The sequence below is a fragment of the Maribacter luteus genome (assembly GCF_009674825.1).
GTDB lineage: Bacteria > Bacteroidota > Bacteroidia > Flavobacteriales > Flavobacteriaceae > Maribacter_A > Maribacter_A luteus.
The window spans coordinates 125454-142621 of the sequence record NZ_WKJH01000002.1; the positions used below are offsets into that span (position 1 = coordinate 125454).

Consider the following 17168-nt stretch of genomic DNA (forward strand, 5'->3'; position numbering starts at 1 on the left):
ATAAAGACCTTTTTTAAATCAAAAGACCCAAACCCGATCCATTTTCTAAGAAACCAACGATGTAATGAGGTTGCTAAAAGCCCAGATAAAAACACGGTAAGAACCATAAACAATTTATCCAATGGGTGGTCATGATTATCCCCTTGGGATAAAACAATCAGCCCTATAAGCCCCCAAGCGAAAAACTGTATGACCCAAAATATATGTTTGACAAAAAATCTTACCATTGTTCTTCCATAATCTTGTTTTCTGTTTGAACTTAAACCGTTATGATTCTTTTTCGTGTTAAAGCATAATAAATAACATAGCCCCAACCCAATAAACCATGGACAAGCACCCATTTAAATGGATTTTTTTTCTCCAAAGAAGCAATTAGGGCAAAGATAGTACCAAAAAACAGTCCGCTTTTAATATAGAACACAAGTAGCATCCCAATAGAGTATCCTAAATAATAACCCCATTTATATGCAGGACCCAAAGCTGTATTATCCCCGACTTCTTCTAAAAAACCTAGATGGGCAACAGAACCAATGATAAGAATCAATACCATTATTCCGATAATCCCCAATAGAGCCAAACCAAAATTTCGGTAGTTGCGTAAATCTTTTTCTTTTTGTGAAGTACTCATTGCTGTTGATTCTATTCTATTGAATAATCCGTTTCCAAATATAACCGATTACATATCGCTGATAACCTATAACGCTATAATTTATTTGGGGCCAATATGGCAATTGTAGCCCTTTAGTAATTCGGGGTTTCTTGATCGATTCCTTGTCGTACAAGACCATCTGTTTTCAGTTTTCCCTTTTCATAATAAAACATAATGCCCCCAATCATTACCAATTGTGCCATTACACAAAAAACAGAGCCTTCAAACCCAAATGCACCACCATTAAGGGGACTGTTCTCAACGATTTCAAAATTTACCATTGAATAGAAATCCTGTCCGCTTACATTGAATCCGAAAAGGGACTGAAATAAATTCCAACTTAAATGAAGTGCAATGGGAAACCATAGATTACGTGTATGTATATACGAAAGCCCCAAAAGGATACCCGCCAAGAAAAGATTCACCAAACTTAACCAATCAACATTGGGGTTGATCGCATGCATCAATGAAAATATAACCGAGGAAATAAACAGGGCAATGTACTTATTGAACGAAACCATTAAATTCTTCAATATATATCCCCTCACCAGCACCTCTTCAGTTATTGATACCAATAAAAAAACAACAACCGAAAGTATAATGTTCTTGACATCAAAATCCAAGTTCAAAAAACGAATCTGACCCAGTGATAAAAAAAGAGCATAAGCGGATCCCATCACCAATAGGCCAAGACCTAACCCTATCAAAAATTCCTGTAAACGGTTGGTCGTCTGAAACCCCAAATCAACAAACTTTTCCTTGTCCCAAATTCTTGTAAAAAACCAAATTATCAGAAGCGTTCCCAATAATCCGAAAAATGACACCACAGCTTGTTGTCCGGTAGACTTCGCTAATTCCAGGTTATTCAAATCAACTCCTGAAACCCAGTAACCGATCAATTGAAAAATCGTTACTACTACCAAATAGGGTATTATCAGGGCCAATACCCGCACCCAACCGATATAACTATATTCTTTATTCTCCATTTTTTGATTTATTTTAACCTAAGTAAAGTCCGTTCGTTTTTTCACGAGCCTTAATATGTTGTTTCGCCCTTATCTTCCAATTACCCAAGAATCAAAAGCACTACCCATTCTATTATAAATTTTGCCAAAGTTACCATTTGGTTTATTTTAAAGTGTTGTTTTGTCCGTTTCTTGTTCTTATGAAGTAGAACACATAAAGCCATCCTAAAACGGCATGTAGAATAACCCAACGAATTGATTTGTTTCTTTCCCATGAAGCCAACATCGCAATGACACTACCTATTCCGATTCCGTTATTGAAAGTTATTTTCCCCGTTAAAATCCCTATCATTTTCCCTAACTCATAGCCAGTTGCGTATGGTGTTCCGTCTCCATGCAAATATGCAACAAAGGTCATGGCTGCAAAAACGACTAAAAAAAGAATGAGAAGCGTAGCAAGGATATTCTCGGTGGTAGTCCTATGTTTTTCTTGGTTTTTTACTGAATTTGTCATGATAAAAGTTTAATGGTTAGTGTTTAATCAGTTACTATTTTCAAATGTACTTTACAATGAAAGGGTTTGGAATAATATTATGGGCAGCGGCAAAATTCCTATGGTAAACGGCATAGGTATTTAAGACTTTCATTGCTTAAAACAGACCTATGATCCCGTCCATCACTTTGGTCAATCCCATTCCAAAGCCTATTCCGACAACTACGGCTAGTAGTATACTCACGACAAATTTAAACCCTAACTTTACTTTTTCAGATTTAGTTATCATGTTATCAAATTTAACTGGATCACCATTTTTATAGACTGAAATGGAAATCAAACTAAAATTATCAAAGCTTATAGATGGTCTTAATCGATATTGATCTTCACCGATCTTGAAGCAATGGTCCTTTCCGAACCATGAAAATCCTTCTGATACTTTCTTGCCATTTACTATTACCGACTCTATTCCCAAAATCGAGTTAGAAAAAACGACATTTTGTTCGCCTATTTTATATTCTGCATATTTCATAATGGTTGTTTTAAAATTTGATAACTGGTTATTCAAGATTTAATGGGTGAAAAGGAGCCTGTAAAAGACTCCCATATTCTAAAGGAATGGTTTTGATTAAAGCGAATCTAAAAATGCCACTGCTTCAGTTGCGTTGGAAAGTTCGGCATACTGAATAGCCTTAAGGCCCATTTTTGATTTTACATTGAAGTCTGCACCATTGGCAACCAATAATTGTAACATTTCAACATTATTATATCGTGCAGCGTACATTATTGGGGTCATACCCATGGTTTTACTCTTGGCCTCAACGTTAGAACCAAGTTCCAAGAATTTTTCAACGGTCTTATAATCGTTCTGGACCACAGCAATGCTTATTGGCGCAACATTTTTAGTGGTCATATTGAATGACCGTATAGAATTGTCTGTTGGTTTGTTGTTTGCACTTACTGTGTTGATCATTACACTAAAAAGGATTCCGAATGCGATTACTGATTTTCTCATACTAATAAATTTAAATTTGTTATTGATTTATTATTAATTTCTGAGGTAAAAGTATATCGCAAACCAAAGAACTGAAACGAGTTTATGACCAGCGGTAAATTTTACAGCCCAAATGGTCACCCCTTTTTTTAAGTCTATGGCGAACGGTAAAAATCAGTATTTGAATGGTTGGGAAGTATTCAGTTAACAGTTGTCGATGAACTGTTGGCTTTTGGCTTTTGGCTTTTGGCTTTTGGTAAGGAACAATAAAAAGTATTGTGTTTGGAAAAATACAAGGAATAACTTAAAGGGAATATTGATTATTTGGTCTTAGGCGGATATTTAGACAACACCCGATCTACTATTTCCACAAGTTTGTCCTCGCGTTCTGTTGGGGAAAGGTTCTCATTGAAACTACTGACACTTATTGCCTGCCAAAACAGTTCTCCTTTTTGGCTATCTACAAAATCGAAAATGATTTCACGTTGCACTTTCGAAGATGTAATGGGAATTCCTACAGAAAGTCCACCACCAACATTTCTACCACCACCTCCTACGCCGAGCCCAACAGAGTTTCCATTGGCCGCTTGGTACATTTTACTTTGAATGTTGATTAAAAAATCGGGCTCTTCGGAAAGAAGTAACCCTTTATTCCGCATGGCAGCATCGAGCACCTTTATCAATCGTTTCTCTTCCAAATCGCCCAAACCGGTCTTCATATCATCATAATAGTTGTAGGTCGCATAATTGGTGAAATCGGTTTCATTTTGATAATCGGTTTGCACACGAACCGCCTGACAAGAAGTAAACAAGAGGGCCAATAATAGGTAGTGTAAGATTTTCATCGCCTATGCTTTTCCTAAAAGTAAAGAAAAATTAAGCTTTTTGTCCCTAACCGATGAAATTTTCGATTAACTGTTGAGCATCTTCCAAAGCCTATCCTTTAGCTCTTGAATCCCAAATTGGGATACTGAAGAAATGAACATATAGGGGATATCCTTGAAATCCTTATCGAGCTCAATCCTCATTTCATCCATCAACTCCGCATCGAGCATATCACTTTTTGAGATAGCGACCAATCTTTCCTTATCCAAAAGTTCGGGATTGTATCTGCGAAGCTCATCCAACAGAATTTCATATTCCTTACTAATATCATTACTATCTGCCGGTATCAAGAACAACAGCATTGCATTTCGTTCTATATGCCTTAGAAAATAATGACCTAGACCTTTGCCCTCGGCTGCCCCTTCGATAATTCCAGGAATATCGGCCATGACAAAGCTTTGGAAATCGCGATGCTGAACTATACCCAAGTTCGGTTTTAAGGTCGTAAACTCATAATTCGCTATTTTGGGCTTAGCGGATGTTATGGCCGCCAAAAGAGTAGATTTTCCGGCATTGGGAAAACCGACCAAACCAACATCGGCCAAAACTTTCAATTCCAGGATAATATCGACCTCTTGGCCTTTTACCCCAGATTGGGCATAACGCGGTGTTTGGTTCGTAGAGGTTTTAAAATGCCAATTACCTCGACCACCCATACCACCTTCTACCAGTATTCTTTCCTCTCCTTCTTCCGTAATCTCGAATAGGATCTCATTGGTTTCGCTATTTCTGAACACGGTCCCCAAAGGAACTTCCATATACACATCCTCACCATCGGCTCCGGAACTCCTATTCTTACTTCCGTGCCCACCATGACCTGCCTTAAAATGACGCTGGAACTTAAAGCCCACCAAGGTCCATAAGTTCTTATTGCCACGAACGATCACATGTCCGCCACGACCTCCATCACCTCCATCAGGGCCTCCTTTAGTGATATATTTTTCCCGATGCAAATGCACAGAACCCTTACCTCCATTCCCAGAGCTGGCATGGATCTTTACGTAATCAACAAAATTGCCTTCGGTCATTTTTAATTATAATTTGTCTTTATTGTAACATGTATTGAAGATATTCTTACATGTCAAAACATACAGTTCCCATAACTTGAAAAGTTCCTTATCCTTAAAAATGGAAACTTTCAAAGGTTTACTATAATTCTTCTATCACCTTGCCCAAGCGACGGGTAATATCCTCTATAGCCCCGATACCGTTTACACTATGATATTTACCTTGCTTTTCATAAAACGCCTGTAAAGGAGCTGTTTTTTGATTGTATTCCTCGAATCGATTCCTTATTTTGGATTCGTCCTGATCATCGGTTCTACCACTTACCTTACCACGTTCCAATAAACGTTGAATCAAAATTTCATCGTCCGCATCGAGTGCAAGAGTGGCATCGATTTTCATATCCTTACTCTCTAAAAACTCGTCCAATGCCTGGGCCTGGGCCACAGTGCGTGGAAAACCATCAAAGATAAACCCGCTTGCATCCGAATGTTTTTCAACTTCGTCTTGCAACATTTTAATGGTTACCTCATCAGGAACCAAATCGCCTTTGTCCATATATGACTTGGCCAAAGTTCCCAACTCCGTACTATTTTTGATGTTATAACGAAAAACATCCCCAGTTGAGATATGTTTTAAATTGTATTGCTCTTTTAGAAATTCGGCTTGGGTACCTTTTCCTGCCCCGGGCTTGCCGAATAGCACTAGATTGATCATATGTTTTTGTTTTAATTGGTAAACTTCTCTTAGGTTTCGACCCAACTCATCATAATCCAGGCCATATCCCACTATGAATTTATCAGGGATGTCTATACCCACATAATCAATCGCATATTCCCCATTATATACTTCAGACTTGTAAAACAAGCTTGCAATCTTGTATTCCTTTACATTGGTCTTGTTGAAAAGGTGTACCAATTCTTTCAGCGTACGGCCAGAATCTATAATATCTTCCAATATTATCACACTCTTACCCTCTAAATTATCAGGTACGTCCAACAAAGTTTCTACGATTCCCGTCGAGGTCAAGCCTTGATAAGAACTTAATTTTATGAAAGACACCTCGCAGTTGTACTTATACTCCTTCAAGAAATCGGCCACGAACATAAACGACCCATTTAGGACACCTACAAAAACAGGGATTTCATCCTTATAATCATCAGCAACTTTTTGGGCGATAGATTTTACGGCCTCAAGAATCTGCTCCTCACTTAGAAAGGGTTTAAAATATTTATCGTGTAGTTTTATCAATGGTCTGGTTTTTTATAAGACGGCAAAGATACCATTTTGATTTCTCTTTTTGAATGACAACCCTTGAGTTTTAAGAATTCGATGTATTTTTGTTACAGTTTTCCGTCTAAACATAAACCCAAAGACACGATACAACACATGGATTATTTTTCTTCTGACTTTAAATTGGGAATTTTAGGTGGTGGACAATTGGGCAAAATGATGCTCTACGAAACCCGTAAATTCGACATCCATACCAAAGTGATGGATGCTTCCAAAGACGCTCCTTCCAGATTGGCCTGTAATGAGTTTGTCATCGGCGACCTCCTCGATTTCGAAGCGGTTTATGACTTTGGCAAAAAGGTAGATGTACTTACCATTGAAATCGAAAATGTGAATATTGCCGCCCTTGAGAAATTGGAACACGAAGGGATAAAAGTATACCCACCCACAAAAGCACTTAAAATAATACAGAACAAGGCCAAACAAAAGTTGTTCTATATCGATAATGATATACCTACCGCACCTTTCTCCCGTTTCGCATATGCCAGTGAGATGAAAGACAGTGTGGAACATGAAAGCCTGGAATTCCCTTTTGTTTGGAAAAGTGCCCAATTCGGCTATGACGGCCAAGGGGTAAAGATCATACGAAATATGGAGGATCTGGAAGGGTTGCCTCCGGGGGAATGCATAACCGAGGAAATGATTCCGTTCAAAAACGAACTTGCGGTCATCGTAGCCCGTAACGTAAAAGGGGATGTTATTACATATCCTGTTGTTGAGATGGAGTTTCACCCGGAAGCCAACCAGGTGGAGTATGTCATATGCCCTGCCCGTATTGATGGGAAAGTGGCCGAAAAAGCCCGTGAAATCGCCTTGAAAGTATCACACAAAATACAGCATGTAGGACTTTTGGCCGTTGAAATGTTCCAGACCAAAGAGGATGAAATCTTGGTCAATGAAGTGGCTCCAAGGCCCCACAATAGTGGACACTATAGTATAGAAGCCAGTTACACCAACCAATTTGAGCAGCATATTCGCAGTATTTTGGACCTACCATTGGGCAATACGGATAGTAAGGTTGCAGGAATCATGGTGAACTTGGTCGGTGCCGAAGGACATACAGGTGATGTTGTATACCAAAATATTGAAGAAATATTAAAGCTGGATGGTGTTACACCACATATTTATGGTAAAAGACAAACAAGGCCATTTAGAAAAATGGGACACGTTACCATTGTAAACGAAGACCTTAAGGAAGCCCGAAAAATTGCCCAACAAGTAAAAGAAACGATTAAAGTAATAGCGCGAAATGCGCATTGAACAAATACCAAAGCCTAATTAACTAACGTAACCTGGTTTTAAAATTTGAATATTATGAGCAAAGTAGCCATAGTTATGGGAAGCACTAGCGACCTACCGGTAATGCAAGATGCCATTGACATCCTAAAGGGTTTTGATATCGAAATCGAAGTTGATATCGTTTCGGCCCACCGTACGCCTGAAAAATTATTCGACTTTAGTAAAAACGCACATAAAAACGGAATTTCGGTTATTATAGCTGGAGCTGGAGGTGCGGCCCACCTTCCCGGTATGGTCGCCTCAATGTCCCCATTACCGGTTATCGGGGTTCCTGTAAAAAGCAGCAATTCGATAGATGGATGGGATTCCGTACTTTCCATTCTTCAAATGCCCGGTGGCGTACCTGTAGCCACGGTAGCCCTGAACGGAGCAAAAAATGCGGGGATCCTTGCGGCACAGATTATCGGTAGTTCCGATAAATGCGTTCTCGACAAAATAATCCTTTACAAAGAAGGCTTAAAACAAAAGGTGATCGATGGTGCGGAAAAAGTAAAGGAGATTAAATAAAGAAAATACCTCAACACATTAATTTTTATGAGCAACCCACTTCTTCAATCTTTCGATACAGCACCTTTTTCAAAAATAAAAAACGAACATTTTAAGCCTGCCTTTTTGCAAGCTATCGAAGATGCACGTACTGAAATAGATGCAATAACCAAAAACACCGATGCCCCAACCTTTGAAAACACCATTGAGGCCTTGGAATTTTCAGGTCAGCAATTGGATAGGGTTTCCAGTGTTTTCTTCAACCTGAATTCGGCCGAGACCAATGAGGAAATCCAGAAAATCGCACAGGAGGTTTCTCCTTTGCTTTCTGAATTCAGTAATGACATAACGCTGAACGAAGCTCTTTTCAAGAGAATCAAAGCCATTTATGAACAAAAAAACGAGCTTGATCTTAACATTGAGCAAGACACACTACTCGACAAGAAATACAAAAGTTTTAGCCGAAATGGCGCCAATTTACCGGATGATAAAAAGAAACGGCTCCGAGAGATAGATACCGAACTTTCCAAACTTAAATTAAAATTCGGGGAAAACGTTTTGGCCGAGACCAATGCATACGAATTGCATATTACCAACGAGAAAGACCTGGACGGTATGCCCGAGGGGGAAAAAGAGGCTGCGGCCCAAATGGCCAAAGCTAAAGATAAGGAGGGCTGGCTGGTAACCTTAGATTACCCCAGTTACATTCCATTCATGAAATATGCAAAAAACAGGGAGTTACGTAAAAAGCTATCCCTGGCTTTTGGCAGTAAAGGTTTTCACGGCAATGCATACGATAATCAGGAAAACGTACTTAAAATCGCCAATCTTCGACATGAACGGGCCATTCTGTTAGGTTACCCATCCCATGCACATTTTGTATTGGAAGAACGCATGGCAGAAACCCCGGAAAAAGTATATGAATTCTTGAACGAGCTTTTGATCAAGGCCAAACCCGCTGCCGAAAGGGAATTCAACCAACTGGAAGAATTCGCAAAAGAATTAGACGGTATAGACCATTTACAAAAATGGGACGGTTCTTATTATGCAGAGAAGTTAAAACAGAAACTTTTTGATTTGGATGACGAAAAGTTGAAACCCTATTTTAAGCTGGAAAACGTAATTGCCGGGGTCTTTAAAGTTGCAGAGAAATTGTTCGGACTAAAGTTTACCGAGGTCTATGATATCGACACCTACCATGAAGAGGTGAAAACGTTCTGCATAACCGACGAAAAAGGAAACTTTATCTCGTTGTTCTATGCCGATTTTCACCCGAGACCTGGAAAACGTGGCGGAGCTTGGATGACATCCTTTAAGCCCCAATATGTAAAAGACGGCGAAAATGTTCGTCCACATATCTCCAATGTTTGTAATTTCACCCGTTCCACCCCTAGCAAACCTTCTTTACTGACCTTCAATGAAGTCACCACATTATTCCATGAATTTGGGCATGGCCTTCATGGTATGCTGGCCAACACCACCTACCCTAGCCTATCGGGCACTTCGGTGTATTGGGATTTTGTAGAATTGCCCAGTCAGGTAATGGAGAATTGGTGTTATGAAAAAGAAGCATTGGAACTTTTCGCCAAGCATTACGAAACCGGGGAAACCATTCCTATGGAACTGATTACCAAAATAAAGGAATCGGCCACCTTTCATGAAGGCATGACCACCTTACGCCAATTGAGTTTTGGATTATTGGATATGTCCTGGCACGGTGCCGACCCTTCGAACATCAAAGATGTAAAGAGCCATGAAACTGAAGCCTTCAAAGGAACACAATTATATCCCGACACTCCAGAGACCTGTATGAGTACAGCGTTTTCCCATATTTTCCAGGGAGGCTATTCCTCGGGCTACTATAGCTACAAATGGGCAGAAGTATTGGATGCGGATGCATTTGCTTATTTTAAGGAGAAAGGAATATTCAATAAAGAGATTGCGACCAAATTCAAAGAGAACGTTCTTTCAAAAGGAGGTACGGAAAAACCTATGGTCTTGTACAAACGTTTCAGGGGTGCGGAACCTAAGGTTGAGGCCCTATTGGAAAGAGCAGGGTTATTGTAATTAAATACCTGATTTTGTTATTTTTTTTTAAAGGGAAAAACACACTAAAAACAGTCCATAGTAATGAAAGCCATTAATATGAAAATATTCATATTAATGGCTTTCTTCAATTTTCAAATTGTCCTGAAATAACTATTTCCGTGCATTTTCATAGGCCATATAACCTCCCTTTAGATTATAAACCTCGCTATATCCCAATGAATCCAAGTATTTAGCGGCACTGGCACTTCGCCTACCACTGCGGCAATAGAGGTAAATCGTTTTGTCCTTATCTATTTTTTCAAAGCCACTCACAAAACTTTCATCCATCCAATCGATATTCACTGCATTATCCAAATGCCCATCAATATACTCCTTAGGCGTTCTTACATCTACCAATAAAATGGTATCCAATTCCGTCCGGGTAACTTCCGTTATGTTTTTTTCCTTGATCTGTGAACAACCCAAACCCACAAACAACACCATACCCATCAAAATAACTAATCTCATATAATATGCTCTTTTTTTCAAAAATAGGTATAATCATTAAATTTAATTTATTTTTGATGTCAGCAACAAATTCATGGCAGAACATCAATTACATCCTGAAACCTGGGTCGACAAATATGCAGACTATCTTTTTAATTATGCGGTGGGCAGGATCAGTGATGCCGAAGTCGCAAAAGATCTTGTACAGGAAACCTTCTTCGCAGGACTAAAATCCGCAGCAAATTATAAAGGCACGGCAGCCGAACGCACATGGCTTATCGCCATTTTGAAAAGAAAGGTAATTGATTATTACCGTAAGATAAATTCCAATAAAGGCAAGGCCGAAGTACGTATGGGCTATAGCAGCCAAATGGATGCCGATGGCGATTGGCTTGAAGAACAGGTTGCCGACCCTTTGAGCATACTTGAAAACGACGATATAGAAAATGAAGAATTAGGCCTTGCGATTCAAGAATGCATCTCCAAACTTCCACAAAAACAATCCTTGGTATTTTCAATGAAAACAATTCAAGGAATGGACACCGAGGATATTTGTAAAGAACTAGGAATAAACCCGTCTAATCTCTGGGTAATGATCCACAGGGCCAGAACGGCCTTAATGGATTGCCTGAACAAAAATTGGTTTTAATTATGACGTGTGAAGAAGCAGCTATTATCTGCAATAAAGAACAATACAAGGAGGCGACTTTTACCGAAAAGTTCAAATTGATCGTACACCTTTTTTTCTGTAAAACCTGCTCCAAATTCTCTAAAAAAAACTCCGAACTCACATCACTTTGTAAAAAGGCACACTTGCACGCATTACCTGAAAAAGACAAGGTTAAAATGAAAAAAGAAATTGAGGGAAAAATCTAAAGGAGGTAAACCAGGATCCAAATAAATCCGCACCAAATAAGAGGAACGGCCTCTACCCAAAAGGAGGAAAAATATTTGGATTGATTACGTTTGGTCACGAACATCAATCCACCTAAGACCAGAAAAAGAACACCTTTCGCGATCAATTCAATTTCCGTTATCACATCCTTAAAATAGGTAAGACCAAAAAACACAACCACCAAAAAAGCGCCGAATACCTTAGTACGTGTTACACCCATGCGTTGGGGGATAGTCCTTAATTCCGGTTGATCATAAGCCAAATCCCTAATCTCAAAGGGAATCAACAACACCAATACCAGTAATATTCGCTGTACCACTTCTACCCAAACATCCCAACCCAAAACCATTTTAATTTCAACCAAGGGCAAAACAACGGTAATTCCGGACCACACCAAGGCCACAATAAAAATCTTAAGCCCACCAAGACTCCTCAAGTTCCTAGCCCTAGGCAAAACCGGCAAGGCATATAAACCTGTGAAAATGGCCAAAATAAATAGTATCAGCCATGTATCGGCACTTAAAAACCAACCGTGATAACATGCCATAATGAAGCAAATAAAACTAAAAAACTGAATGTTCTTATGGTATCTATTACCCACCAAAATATACTTTTTGGCCTCTATACCATATTTAATGAAATTATAATTGATGATCGTTCCAAAAAAGACAAAATAAAAAAGGTGGGATTCCAATTGAACTTCAAAAAGAAATGAGGTAGCCATACACAAGGAAACGACGGCAAAAGCCACATGTATACTAGCATCTAAATAAAAATTGAACAATCGCCCCATGTAGTTCATCGAGTAAATTTAACCAAACTGTTTATAACAGCTCTATATCGTTAAAAACTTTAGTCCAATACATACGTGCACGACTTAATTAAAACAGATTAAATCCCTAATTTTGCGCATCAAAAATTCGCAGATATGAGAACCGATTTGTTTGCTTTACGCCACATTGGAATCAACGAAGGAGACCTTGGGCAAATGCTCGAGACCGTAAGGGCTGAAAGTCTGGACCAAGTCATTGCCGAAACCATTCCTTCGGACATACGATTGGCACAACCGCTCCCTTTATCCGAGGCGATGAGTGAACACGATTTTCTTTCGCACATCAAGGCATTATCCTCCAAAAACAAACTTTTTAAGTCATACATAGGTTTAGGGTATCACGAATCGATTGTTCCCTCGGTCATTCAAAGGAACATTTTAGAGAATCCAGGTTGGTATACGGCCTATACCCCATACCAAGCCGAAATCGCACAAGGCCGTTTGGAGGCTCTCCTGAATTTTCAAACGGTAATAGCCGATCTTACCGGAATGGAACTTGCCAATGCTTCGTTATTGGATGAAAGTACGGCCGCAGCAGAAGCCATGTCCATGCTGTTCGATGTCCGCTCCCGCCCCCAAAAGAAAGATGGGGTCATTAAATTCTTTGTGTCTGAGGAAGTTTTACCACAAACCTTATCCTTATTACAAACACGATCTACCCCTCTCGGCATAGAATTGGTTATTGGCGATCACGAAGAATTTGAGTTCGGGACTGACTTTTTTGGGGCATTGCTACAATATCCCGGCAAGTACGGAAAGGTTTATGATTACGCCTCGTTCGTTGAAAAAGCCAAAGAAAGGGAAATAAAAGTCGCTGTTGCTGCCGATATTTTAAGTTTGGTATTACTTACACCTCCCGGAGAATTCGGTGCGGATGTTGTTGTAGGCACCACCCAGCGTTTTGGAATTCCGTTAGGATACGGAGGGCCACACGCCGCTTTTTTCGCAACCAAGGAAACATACAAAAGAAATATACCGGGCAGGATCATTGGAATAACAAAAGATGCCGATGGGCAACCTGCCTTACGAATGGCATTACAGACCCGGGAACAACATATAAAACGGGATAAGGCAACTTCCAATATCTGTACCGCACAAGTGCTTTTAGCCGTGATGGCCGGAATGTATGCGGTTTATCATGGCCCAAAAGGATTACAATATATTGCCGAGCAAGTACACAGTAAAGCTAAAAAGCTGAATCAGGAACTTGCCCAGCAAGGATTTGAACAGGTGAACGAGACTTTTTTCGACACCCTGAAAATCAACGTTTCGGATACGGCTTCACTTAAAGCCATTGCAGAAAGCAAAGGCATTAATTTTAATTACATAGATAAGCAAACAGTATCCATTTCCATAAATGAAGCAACCGACGACAAGGACATAGAATCAATTCTTTCTTGTTTTTCCGAATTGAACCTTCCGAACCAAGGAAATTCATCAATAGAAGTTTCAGGTGAGATCATTCCTGCCCTGTTAATGCGAAAATCCCCATTTCTTGAAAATGAGGTTTTCAATACCTATCATTCGGAAACCGAATTAATGCGTTACATCAAAAAACTGGAACGTAAGGATCTTTCGTTGAACCACTCCATGATTTCATTAGGGTCATGTACCATGAAATTGAACGCCGCCAGTGAGATGCTACCACTGAGTTGGGCCGAATGGGGCAATATTCACCCATTCGTACCTATTGAACAAGCAGAAGGGTACCAAGAAGTTCTTCGAGAACTGGAGAAAGACCTGACTACCATTACTGGCTTCGCCGGCACTTCATTACAACCAAATTCCGGGGCACAAGGCGAATACGCAGGACTAATGCTCATTAGGGCTTACCACAAATCACGAAAAGAAGAACATCGAAACATTTGTATAATCCCGGCTTCGGCCCACGGAACCAATCCTGCCTCTGCAGTGATGGCCGGTATGAAGGTTGTCGTTACCAAAACCGATGATAAAGGCAATATCGATATTGTTGATTTGGAAGAGAAAGCAAAACTACATTCCGAAAACCTTGCCGCGTTAATGGTTACATATCCTTCAACACACGGCGTATTTGAATCCTCTATAAAATATATTACCAAAATCATACACGAGCATGGTGGCCAAGTGTATATGGATGGTGCCAACATGAACGCCCAAGTGGGACTCACCAATCCGGCCACTATCGGCGCCGATGTTTGCCATTTGAACCTGCATAAAACGTTTGCCATTCCACATGGTGGCGGCGGTCCGGGTGTAGGACCCATTTGCGTTGCCGAACAGTTAAAACCGTTCCTTCCCGGCAATCCTCTGGTAAAAACAGGAGGAAGTAATGCCATAACCGCTATTTCGGGAGCTCCTTGGGGCAGTTCACTTGTATGCCTTATCTCTTATGCATATATTAAAATGTTAGGGGAAAAAGGATTGACGAACAGCACCAAAATAGCCATACTGAACGCCAATTATATAAAAGAACGCTTAAGCGGAAAGTATGAAGTACTCTATACCGGCGAAAATGGACGCGCAGCACACGAGATGATCATCGATTGCCGACCGTTTAAACAAAATGGCATCGAAGTAACCGACATAGCCAAGCGTCTTATGGACTATGGATTTCATGCCCCTACGGTTTCTTTCCCTGTTGCCGGAACGATAATGATCGAACCCACAGAAAGTGAAAGCAAGGCCGAATTAGACCGTTTTTGTGATGCTTTGATCGCCATTCGGAATGAGATCGAATCAGCTGCGGACAATCCCCAAAACAACCCCTTGAAAAACGCCCCGCATACCATGTCGATGCTAACGAGTGATGATTGGGAGTTTCCGTATAGCAGACAAGAAGCGGCTTTTCCTTTGCCCTATGTATCCGACAATAAGTTTTGGCCAACGGTAAGGAGGGTCGATGATGCCTATGGAGATCGTAATCTTATTTGCAGTTGCACACCCATTGAAGCCTATATTGAATCTGAATAAAATTATAAACCCCCGTAAACAAGTGCCTTTTTGTTAATCTTTAATACATTTGTTTACTAATTTATTTATATCAAATAATCTTGAACATCGTATTGTTACCCCGTTTTAAATCCCACGAAATTTAGGGATTGGGTAATTTGCGTAAAATTTTATCAATAATGAGCATAGCGATTACCGGAACAGGGTCCTTTAGACCTTCCATCATCATTGAAAACTCAAATTTCGAAAAAAATACATTCTTGAATACTGACGGTTCGATCATCGAAGGGCCGAATGAAGTCATCATAGAAAAATTCAAATCAATTACTGGCATCGAACAAAGACGCTACGCAAAAAATGAGCTGAACACTTCTGACCTTGGACACTTGGCAGCAGCGAAAGCTATTGAAAATGCTGGGATTGACAAAGAAACATTGGATTATATCATATTCGCCCATAATTTCGGTGATGTTTCACCTGGCAAAATACAAGGTGACACCCTCCCTAGCCTTGCGACCCGCGTAAAACATAAATTGGACATCAAAAACCCTAAATGCATAGCTTATGACATGCTTTTCGGTTGCCCTGGTTGGATCGAAGGCGTTATACAGGCCAACGCTTTCATAAAAGCGGGAATGGCAAAAAGATGTTTGGTCATAGGCGCCGATACCCTATCAAGGGTCGTAGATGAATATGACCGTGACACCATGCTATACTCTGACGGTGCGGGTGCGGCAATCATAGAGGAAACTGAGGGTAAGGGACAATTTCTTAACCATGAAACCGCAACTTATGCCAACGACGAAGCCTTTTATTTGTTCTTCGGTGAATCATATAACAAGGATATTAAGGAAGATAGACGTTACATTAAAATGTATGGTCGAAAAATCTATGAGTTCGCCATTTCCCATGTGCCACAGGCCATGAAAGAATGCTTGGATAAAACAGGAAGGGATATTTCGGAAGTCAAAAAAATATTCATTCACCAGGCCAATGAAAAAATGGACGAGGCCATTGTAAAACGGTTCTATAGACAATATAAACTTAAACCCCCTACAGGTATTATGCCTATGACCATTGGTAGATTGGGAAACAGTTCCGTTGCCACGATACCCACCCTTTACGATAAAGTAAGAAAAGGGAACATAGAAGGCCATAGCATAGAAAAAGGTGATGTGGTCCTATTTGCCAGCGTAGGTGCCGGTATGAACATCAATGCCATGGTATACGAAGTATAAATAGTTCAAAAACGGCTTAAATAAAGAATTGCAGAGGTATTTGGTTATGCCTCTGCATATTTTTTTAACTTCGTACCAACAATACATTGCACAACCTAATTTTGGTTATTTCAACTTACTGTCCATTTTAGATGTACGAAAAAACTTTTCCCAATAAACGATTCGAAAAAACCCTTTCTTTCCTAGAAAGACATATCACTACCCAAGAAACGATTTTGGATTTAGGGGTCGAAAATCCTTTTTCAAAAATCATGAAAGAGCATGGATATACGGTCAGTAACACCAAAGGAGAGGATTTAGACTTGAACTTCGACACCATATCCAACAGCAATACCGATGTTGTCACGGCCTTTGAGATCTTTGAACACCTTATCGCCCCTTTCAATGTGCTACGAGAAATAAAGGCGAACAAACTCGTTGCAAGTATTCCGTTACGCTTGTGGTTTTCACCTGCCTATCAAAGCAAGACCGACCCTTGGGACAGACACTATCACGAATTTGAGGATTGGCAATTTGACTGGCTATTGGAAAAGGCCGGATGGAAAATAATGGACAGGGATAAATGGACGAACCCCGTTAAAAAAATCGGTTTTAGACCCCTCTTACGAAGCTTTACCCCAAGATATTATATCATTTATGCCGAAAGGATAAGATAGGCAAAGTAAAAA

At 40.0% G+C, this 17168-nt stretch carries 18 protein-coding genes; 8 read left to right on the plus strand and 10 right to left on the minus strand.

What is annotated here, in order from left to right; all coding sequences use genetic code 11:
• Positions 1-259: 259 nt before the first annotated feature.
• From GJ691_RS03755 to GJ691_RS03790, 8 genes are all read right to left on the minus strand, one after another.
• The gene (locus GJ691_RS03755; RefSeq protein WP_154363927.1) at positions 260-628 is read right to left on the minus strand and encodes a hypothetical protein; all 369 of its coding nucleotides are present in this window, start codon (positions 626-628) and stop codon (positions 260-262) included.
• A 113-nt stretch (positions 629-741) separates the two neighbouring features.
• Positions 742-1635: a CPBP family intramembrane glutamic endopeptidase gene (locus tag GJ691_RS03760; protein ID WP_154363928.1), complete on the minus strand. Its 894-nt coding sequence runs from the start codon at positions 1633-1635 to the stop codon at positions 742-744.
• Positions 1636-1777: 142 nt separating this feature from the next.
• On the minus strand, positions 1778-2128 hold the full coding sequence (locus tag GJ691_RS19665; protein WP_246200111.1) for a hypothetical protein: 351 nt from the start codon (positions 2126-2128) through the stop codon (positions 1778-1780).
• 136 nt (positions 2129-2264) lie between these two features.
• Positions 2265-2639, minus strand: a complete 375-nt coding sequence (locus GJ691_RS03770; RefSeq protein ID WP_154363930.1) for a hypothetical protein — start codon at positions 2637-2639, stop codon at positions 2265-2267.
• 96 nt (positions 2640-2735) lie between these two features.
• On the minus strand, positions 2736-3122 hold the full coding sequence (locus GJ691_RS03775; RefSeq protein WP_154363932.1) for an ankyrin repeat domain-containing protein: 387 nt from the start codon (positions 3120-3122) through the stop codon (positions 2736-2738).
• 299 nt (positions 3123-3421) lie between these two features.
• Positions 3422-3946, minus strand: coding sequence for a DUF4136 domain-containing protein (locus tag GJ691_RS03780; protein WP_154363934.1), 525 nt, complete (start codon positions 3944-3946; stop codon positions 3422-3424).
• Positions 3947-4012: 66 nt separating this feature from the next.
• A complete protein-coding gene (obgE, locus tag GJ691_RS03785) occupies positions 4013-5014 on the minus strand; it encodes a GTPase ObgE (protein ID WP_154363936.1) in 1002 nt (333 codons plus the stop codon).
• A gap of 121 nt (positions 5015-5135) precedes the next feature.
• A complete protein-coding gene (locus tag GJ691_RS03790; protein ID WP_154363938.1) occupies positions 5136-6242 on the minus strand; it encodes an adenylate kinase in 1107 nt (368 codons plus the stop codon).
• A gap of 138 nt (positions 6243-6380) precedes the next feature.
• Here GJ691_RS03790 and GJ691_RS03795 point away from each other — a divergent pair, with 138 nt between their 5' ends.
• Genes GJ691_RS03795 through GJ691_RS03805 form a run of 3 tightly spaced genes read left to right on the plus strand, consistent with a single transcriptional unit; the run spans position 6381 to position 10136 of the window.
• Positions 6381-7544 (plus strand): 5-(carboxyamino)imidazole ribonucleotide synthase, encoded by a 1164-nt coding sequence (locus GJ691_RS03795; RefSeq protein ID WP_154363939.1) that lies wholly within the window; start codon positions 6381-6383, stop codon positions 7542-7544.
• Between the two features lie 54 nt (positions 7545-7598).
• Positions 7599-8090 (plus strand): 5-(carboxyamino)imidazole ribonucleotide mutase, encoded by a 492-nt coding sequence (gene purE / locus GJ691_RS03800; RefSeq protein ID WP_154363941.1) that lies wholly within the window; start codon positions 7599-7601, stop codon positions 8088-8090.
• A 27-nt stretch (positions 8091-8117) separates the two neighbouring features.
• Positions 8118-10136, plus strand: a complete 2019-nt coding sequence (locus GJ691_RS03805) for a M3 family metallopeptidase (protein WP_154363943.1) — start codon at positions 8118-8120, stop codon at positions 10134-10136.
• A 132-nt stretch (positions 10137-10268) separates the two neighbouring features.
• On the opposite strand, the gene GJ691_RS03810 is transcribed toward GJ691_RS03805, so the two are convergent.
• Positions 10269-10625: a rhodanese-like domain-containing protein gene (locus GJ691_RS03810; protein ID WP_154363945.1), complete on the minus strand. Its 357-nt coding sequence runs from the start codon at positions 10623-10625 to the stop codon at positions 10269-10271.
• A gap of 73 nt (positions 10626-10698) precedes the next feature.
• Here GJ691_RS03810 and GJ691_RS03815 point away from each other — a divergent pair, with 73 nt between their 5' ends.
• Both GJ691_RS03815 and GJ691_RS03820 read left to right on the plus strand, forming a co-directional pair.
• Positions 10699-11253 carry a sigma-70 family RNA polymerase sigma factor gene (locus tag GJ691_RS03815; protein WP_154363947.1) on the plus strand — a complete coding sequence of 185 codons (555 nt, stop codon included), beginning with the start codon at positions 10699-10701 and terminating at the stop codon, positions 11251-11253.
• Positions 11254-11255: 2 nt separating this feature from the next.
• Positions 11256-11480, plus strand: coding sequence for a hypothetical protein (locus tag GJ691_RS03820; protein ID WP_154363949.1), 225 nt, complete (start codon positions 11256-11258; stop codon positions 11478-11480).
• Here GJ691_RS03820 and GJ691_RS03825 read toward each other — a convergent pair.
• On the minus strand, positions 11477-12301 hold the full coding sequence (locus GJ691_RS03825) for a hypothetical protein (RefSeq protein ID WP_154363951.1): 825 nt from the start codon (positions 12299-12301) through the stop codon (positions 11477-11479). The genes GJ691_RS03820 and GJ691_RS03825 overlap by 4 nt on opposite strands.
• 126 nt (positions 12302-12427) lie before the next feature.
• Between GJ691_RS03825 and gcvP the strand changes: the two genes are divergently transcribed.
• The 3 genes from gcvP to GJ691_RS03840 all read left to right on the plus strand — a co-directional run bounded on the left by gcvP (position 12428) and on the right by GJ691_RS03840 (position 17156).
• Positions 12428-15283 (plus strand): aminomethyl-transferring glycine dehydrogenase, encoded by a 2856-nt coding sequence (gene gcvP, locus GJ691_RS03830; protein WP_154363953.1) that lies wholly within the window; start codon positions 12428-12430, stop codon positions 15281-15283.
• Positions 15284-15441: 158 nt separating this feature from the next.
• A complete protein-coding gene (locus GJ691_RS03835; RefSeq protein WP_154363955.1) occupies positions 15442-16500 on the plus strand; it encodes a 3-oxoacyl-ACP synthase III family protein in 1059 nt (352 codons plus the stop codon).
• A 131-nt stretch (positions 16501-16631) separates the two neighbouring features.
• Positions 16632-17156: a class I SAM-dependent methyltransferase gene (locus GJ691_RS03840; RefSeq protein ID WP_154363958.1), complete on the plus strand. Its 525-nt coding sequence runs from the start codon at positions 16632-16634 to the stop codon at positions 17154-17156.
• Positions 17157-17168 lie beyond the last annotated feature (12 nt).

Excerpts from the sequence above, each read along its gene's own strand:
- GJ691_RS03775 (WP_154363932.1), bottom strand. The coding sequence starts at position 3,122 with ATGAGAAAATCAGTAATCGCATTCGGAATCCTTTTTAGTGTAATGATC.
- GJ691_RS19665 (WP_246200111.1), bottom strand. The coding sequence starts at position 2,128 with ATGACAAATTCAGTAAAAAACCAAGAAAAACATAGGACTACCACCGAG.
- GJ691_RS03825 (WP_154363951.1), bottom strand. The coding sequence starts at position 12,301 with ATGAACTACATGGGGCGATTGTTCAATTTTTATTTAGATGCTAGTATA.
- GJ691_RS03820 (WP_154363949.1), top strand. The coding sequence starts at position 11,256 with ATGACGTGTGAAGAAGCAGCTATTATCTGCAATAAAGAACAATACAAG.
- GJ691_RS03780 (WP_154363934.1), bottom strand. The coding sequence starts at position 3,946 with ATGAAAATCTTACACTACCTATTATTGGCCCTCTTGTTTACTTCTTGT.
- GJ691_RS03760 (WP_154363928.1), bottom strand. The coding sequence starts at position 1,635 with ATGGAGAATAAAGAATATAGTTATATCGGTTGGGTGCGGGTATTGGCC.
- GJ691_RS03840 (WP_154363958.1), top strand. The coding sequence starts at position 16,632 with ATGTACGAAAAAACTTTTCCCAATAAACGATTCGAAAAAACCCTTTCT.
- GJ691_RS03755 (WP_154363927.1), bottom strand. The coding sequence starts at position 628 with ATGAGTACTTCACAAAAAGAAAAAGATTTACGCAACTACCGAAATTTT.
- purE (WP_154363941.1), top strand. The coding sequence starts at position 7,599 with ATGAGCAAAGTAGCCATAGTTATGGGAAGCACTAGCGACCTACCGGTA.
- GJ691_RS03835 (WP_154363955.1), top strand. The coding sequence starts at position 15,442 with ATGAGCATAGCGATTACCGGAACAGGGTCCTTTAGACCTTCCATCATC.
- obgE (WP_154363936.1), bottom strand. The coding sequence starts at position 5,014 with ATGACCGAAGGCAATTTTGTTGATTACGTAAAGATCCATGCCAGCTCT.
- GJ691_RS03795 (WP_154363939.1), top strand. The coding sequence starts at position 6,381 with ATGGATTATTTTTCTTCTGACTTTAAATTGGGAATTTTAGGTGGTGGA.
- GJ691_RS03815 (WP_154363947.1), top strand. The coding sequence starts at position 10,699 with ATGGCAGAACATCAATTACATCCTGAAACCTGGGTCGACAAATATGCA.
- gcvP (WP_154363953.1), top strand. The coding sequence starts at position 12,428 with ATGAGAACCGATTTGTTTGCTTTACGCCACATTGGAATCAACGAAGGA.
- GJ691_RS03810 (WP_154363945.1), bottom strand. The coding sequence starts at position 10,625 with ATGAGATTAGTTATTTTGATGGGTATGGTGTTGTTTGTGGGTTTGGGT.
- GJ691_RS03770 (WP_154363930.1), bottom strand. The coding sequence starts at position 2,639 with ATGAAATATGCAGAATATAAAATAGGCGAACAAAATGTCGTTTTTTCT.
- GJ691_RS03805 (WP_154363943.1), top strand. The coding sequence starts at position 8,118 with ATGAGCAACCCACTTCTTCAATCTTTCGATACAGCACCTTTTTCAAAA.